The 5,319-nt window shown below is 44.0% G+C and carries 3 protein-coding genes and 1 pseudogene; 1 reads left to right on the top strand and 3 read right to left on the bottom strand.

Going from position 1 to position 5,319, the window contains the following annotated elements; genetic code table 11:
• Window positions 1-320 precede the first annotated feature (320 nt).
• Window positions 321-2,171, top strand: a complete 1,851-nt coding sequence (locus tag AC1U9Z_RS17365) for an aldehyde ferredoxin oxidoreductase family protein (protein ID WP_479958479.1) — start codon at window positions 321-323, stop codon at window positions 2,169-2,171.
• 299 nt (window positions 2,172-2,470) lie between these two features.
• On the opposite strand, the gene AC1U9Z_RS17360 is transcribed toward AC1U9Z_RS17365, so the two are convergent.
• The 3 genes and pseudogenes from AC1U9Z_RS17360 to AC1U9Z_RS17350 all read right to left on the bottom strand — a co-directional run.
• Window positions 2,471-2,830 (bottom strand): NAD/NADP octopine/nopaline dehydrogenase family protein, encoded by a 360-nt coding sequence (locus AC1U9Z_RS17360; protein ID WP_479958478.1) that lies wholly within the window; start codon window positions 2,828-2,830, stop codon window positions 2,471-2,473.
• Window positions 2,831-3,303: 473 nt separating this feature from the next.
• Entirely contained in the window at window positions 3,304-4,233 is a 930-nt protein-coding gene (locus tag AC1U9Z_RS17355; protein WP_479958477.1) for an SDR family NAD(P)-dependent oxidoreductase, read from the bottom strand.
• Window positions 4,234-4,966: 733 nt separating this feature from the next.
• Window positions 4,967-5,319 (bottom strand): annotated as a pseudogene (locus AC1U9Z_RS17350) (transposase); the annotation flags it as partial.

Raw genomic sequence — 5,319 nt, 5'->3', positions numbered from 1 at the left:
ACATTTAGCCGGTTTTAGTGAAGATATTTACTGTAGTACGAATTATGGGAGGTCTCCTCATGCTTTTTAATGTCAATTAGGTACCAGTTTTCACCATCAGTAAATTCAGGATGTAAATGCCTTAAGGGTGCGAAATGTCGGCTACAAGATAGATAAAAAAGGGAAAAACTATCCGGTCATCAATACCATTTGCCAAGAACAATTCTGCGCCAAAGCGCCTCTGGCAAACAGTCAAAACAGCAGCGAAGACATGCCCGTTCCTCGCTGTGTTAGTAGCTGTTTTTTCGGTGCACTTAATTTTTCCTGGGAGGTAGAAACAAATGAATAAGCATTATGGTTGGGCAGGCACTATTCTCAGAATCGACTTGACAGAAGGAAGGATTCAAAGGGAAACACTTTCTAAGGATTTAGCCTACCGCTATCTTGGCCAAAGGGGAATTAACGGAAAGCTTCTATATGATACCATCCCCCCTGGGACAGATGCCTTCCATCCCAATAATCCCGTAATATTCGGAGTCGGCCCTCTCGGAGGAACCCTGGCCCCTTGTTCCGGCAGATTTACGGTTACATCCAAATCCCCTCTGACTGGAATCTTCGGCGATGCCAACAGCGGAGGGCACTGGGGACCTGAGCTCAAACAGGCGGGTTATGACCATATTTTTATTACAGGACAATCCAGCCGACATGTTTACCTTTGGATAGATGATGACAAGGTGGAACTGCGTGATGCCTCCCATATCTGGGGAAAAACAACCTGGGAAACAGAGGCCGCAATTCAAGGGGAACTGGGAAGTGATAAGATCCAGGTTCTCTCCATAGGTCCCGGAGGAGAAAATCTCGTGCGCTTTGCTGCCATCATTGCCAACCAGGCACGCGCTGCAGCTCGCACTGGCATAGGAGCAGTAATGGGCTCCAAAAACTTAAAGGCCGTTGCTGTTAGAGGAAGCCGCGGCGTCGGTGTAGCGGACCCAACAGCCTTTGCAGAAGCAGTGGCTGAATGCGAAGAAGCGATCTTACATGATCCCTTGTATAAGTACTCTTCAAATATCGGCACACCGATACTTACAGGCATGGTTCAGGGGTTGGGCGCCCTGCCTACTCGAAACTTTCAGGAATCGACTTTTGAAAAGGCTGACAATCTAAGCGCAGATTTATTATATAAAAACTATGTTTCTGGTCGCAGAGGATGCTATAACTGCCCTGTGGGATGTAGCCGCTTTTATCACGTTAAAAAAGGAACATATGCCGGCACTGTAGGTGAAGGCCCAGAGTACGAGACCATCGCCGCATTTGGGACCAAGTGCGGTAACAGCAACTTAGCTTCAATACTCAAAGCAAATACCCTTGCTGATCAGCTTGGCCTGGACACCATCTCCACAGGTGCGGTTATCGGCTGGGCGTTAGAGTGCGCTGAAAAAGGTATTCTCCAGGGACTGGATATAACCTGGGGAGACCATCAGGGAATTGTATCACTGATCGAAAAAATTGCTTACCGCCAGGGAATCGGGAATCTACTAGCAGAAGGCACACTGAAAGCAGCAGAAACACTGGGTTCGGAAGCGGTTGACTTGGTGGTACACTCTAAAGGGATGGAATACCCGGCTACAGATGTGCGTGCTGTCAAGGGAATGGCACTGGGGTTTGCGGTAGCTAGCCGCGGGGGTGATCACCTGAGGTCACTGCCAGTTTACGAAGTAGCCCCAGGGCCTTACAAAGACGCCATCCGGGAAGAGTTGGGAATAGAGATCACACCCGATTACTGGCTTGACTACAAAACCAAGCCACAACTTATCGTTTGGCACGAAAACTGGCACGCCATAGTAGACTCCCTGAGCCTCTGCAAACTGGAGGGAATCGCTATGAAACCCCTACGCCCGGCCCACTTCACCAAGCTTGTAAGAACTGCAACAGGGTGGGACATATCCCAAGAAGGGTTAGAAAAAATAGGCTCCAGAATCATAGATACCGAACGCCTCTTTAATGTACAGGAGGGCATCAGGCGCCTTGATGATTATCCACCCAAACGGATCCTGGATGAGCCTATCTCTACCGGACCGGCAGCCGGGGAAAAACTGGATAAGAAACAATTTGAAAAGATGCTCAATGAATACTACTATCTGCGAGGATGGGATATTAAAAGCGGCATTCCCTTGATGCAGCAGAACGGCTAGTTTGCTTCCCCACCGGCAAAGGCAACGCTCAACTCAAATGCAATGGGGACGGTTCCTGTTGCATATCAGGAAGCAAAAAGAACGTCCCTTTGCTTCCCCTTTGCTTCCCATTGTCCGGAAAAACCCACGGTGATTCCTTCAGTGACCAGCATGGAAGCATCAGGCAAGAACCCAAAGGAGTAGCCGAGAACAGCGAGATTACTCGAGGATTTAAATAACACTACAACCCACGGACATTATTTTGAATAAGGGCAATATTCATGAAACAATAGATGTTTGGCAGACGTAAAGAATTAGAGTCACATATCCACATCGGTACCTAAAGGCAATAAAGCAAGCCTGCCCGTGTCCCAATAATCCTCAAGCTCTTTGAAATAATCCGCACCAATCATTACACCTGCTAATGTAATTATGGAGTCACATACTGGAGTAGGAATATTGAGATTGGCACCCAACACATGAAGTAAACCTAACCCTTTTGGAACATCTTCGGTGATGTATCGATTATTAACACTGGAAGTTTTTAAGTCCTTGACATTTTCTGCATATAACTTAAACCCTTCCTCAATCGTAATCAGGTTTGTTTTTTTCTTGAAGTGCCATACAACCCCTCCCCAATAAAACATAACACGAAAAAACATAGCGGTAATTTTAACCAAAAATATATATTCTATTTATTTCTCTAGGGTTAATTATCCTGCTTTATTCTTTATCGCTTGCGTTTTAACCCTTTTTTTCGCTAATAATCCATAGCCGGTTTTTAAAGAATTTAATATTATCAAATTGTATCGTCACTCATAAGAAAGTTAAAATTAGACTGCATACTTCTTATTCAAAATAAAAGGATCACTTTCAATGATCAAGCGAAACTGTTTAAAGTAATCGTTACTTATACTTGGGAAGCAAAGGGGAAGCAAAAAGAACGTCCCCTTGCTTCCCCCTGCTTCTAAAGAACGTCCCTGTGCTTCTACCCGTGAACAACAAAGAAAAAGGAAGCAAAAGGACCGTCCCCCTGCTTCCCTGCTTCCCTGCTTCCCCCCTGCTTCTATAATATAACAGGCCGCCGAATTGCAAACGATTCGACGGCCTGTTTAATAAGGTTCGTTTATCCCTGCGGAAAGTGTGTTCGTTTTTAGCCTGCAGTATAACCCCCGTCAATCACTAATTTTTGACCTGTCACAAAGGATGATTCATCTGACATTAAGAATACCGCGGGCTTAGCAATTTCAGCAGGAACTCCCATGCGACCGCCGAATTTGCCGCGAGGAACGATATCTTTATCTTTTACAGGGTCATTGCTTAATGGGTGTAATGCCGCCAATTGAGCAAAATCAAATGCTTCTGTTGCCAATGAATCTTTAGCTGCCAGATCATTTTTATCGGCAGCTACAGCTGCTTGGAATAATGGTGTCATAATATAGCCTGGATTTACAGTATTTACGCGTATACCATAATCTGCTAATTGCAGGGCTAATGCTTTTGATAAACCAACTACGCCATGTTTACCCATTGTATATTGAACTAAATTGAAACGTTCAATTAAAACATCGCCTGTTTCCTGATTTACAACTTTAGGACGACCTGCAACGCCATGAATACTGGAAACCATTACAATTGAACCTTTTGTTCCATGTTTGATCATTAAACGAGATCCATATAATACTGTATAGAATACCCCATCTTCATTGATGCTTTGAATAAATTTACGAGATTTCAAAACTTCTTCCGGATCTTTATCGAAATCTTCTGCAGTTACCACGCCGGCATTAGCCATAATTGCATCTACAGTTCCATAAACCTTTTCTGTAGTTTTAAATAAATTTTCAACATCTTTTGGTTGAGATACGTCGGTGTGAACAAATATTGCGTGTCCTTCACCGTATTCCTCATTTAATTCCTTAACAAAGGCTTCACCCAATTTGTCGTTAATGTCGGACACAACTACCCCTCTTGCGCCTTCAGCTAATGCTTCACGAACTGTTGCCGAACCAATAGAGTCAAAACCAGGAATCGCTGAAACCGAACCGGTCACAACCACTACTTTCCCATCTAATTTACCCATTACAGACCCCACCTTTCTAAATTTTTTTTCGAGTATACCGCCATGCACGATTGAATATTGCTGCCGTAAATAGTTGACAATGTTACATTACCAATACAATCGTTAGCGTCAACTATTTAGCGAATAGAAAATCTTTTTGTTTTTATGGCATCATTCCCTTCCCTGCAATTTTTTTTCAGGACAATTACGCCCGAAAATTCCCTGAAAAATCAATCATCATATCCAATCATCATATCTAAGCGTTTGTCCACGATTCTTAGGTTATTTTTGTTTTCTCATGTATCAAGTCTCATGTTAATATCCAAAAATGGTATCTAGGGGTAATTTCGTGTTTTGATCTGAAATTCCTTCTTTTGTTTAAAAATTACTCTTTTTTAGGCCGCTCCGTCGCGGCCAGCCTCCCGTCTAAAGTGACTAACCGCCAAGAGGAACAATATAGCTTTTATGCACAACATAAAATTATGCGGTCATGAATGGCATCAACCAGGATAAAATCACTGTTACACAATGCTTCTTGTAATGGGAAAGCTATCCCGTTTGGTGCCGCCTAATATTAATCATTGCTACAATCAAAAGGTGAATTTGAATTGGATTTTTAGTGCTCGTTCCCATAACAAACGTTATGTGAAAGAAGCCTCGCAGGGCAACATACTTTTTCCGTTCGGTGAAATTCGACATAATGCGAGTGGTAAACGGTACCCTTACGAGGGGGAGCGCTTTTCTCCCCGAGTTTGCTACGTGTAAAATGGGTCTGGCACCGCTGCCATGTGGCTCCTTGAAAACATCTGGCTACCGCATTAACAAGACCACCATGGTTGTCGGAAGCCACAAAATCAACGCCTCTTAGGCCACGACCCTTTAACCAGGTAAAGAACTCAGACCAGCTTTCTTCTGTTTCACTGTTTCCGATTTTCATACCGAGGATTTCCCGGTAACCATCCTCGTTAACACCTATGGCAATAAGAGCGCTGTGAGGGCACACCCTGTTGTTTTCACGGATCTTGATGACTATTGCATCCACGATTATGAAAGGGAAGACTGAGCCGGAAAGAAGTCGCCCGTTCCAGCCATTGACGATAGGGTCCA

This window comes from Desulfotomaculum sp., assembly GCF_982386235.1.
This window is presented reverse-complemented; position numbering and strand designations above follow the sequence as displayed.

Coding starts and splice junctions, on each gene's coding strand:
- AC1U9Z_RS17365 (WP_479958479.1), top strand. CDS start 321: ATGAATAAGCATTATGGTTGGGCAGGCACTATTCTCAGAATCGACTTG.
- AC1U9Z_RS17355 (WP_479958477.1), bottom strand. CDS start 4,233: ATGGGTAAATTAGATGGGAAAGTAGTGGTTGTGACCGGTTCGGTTTCA.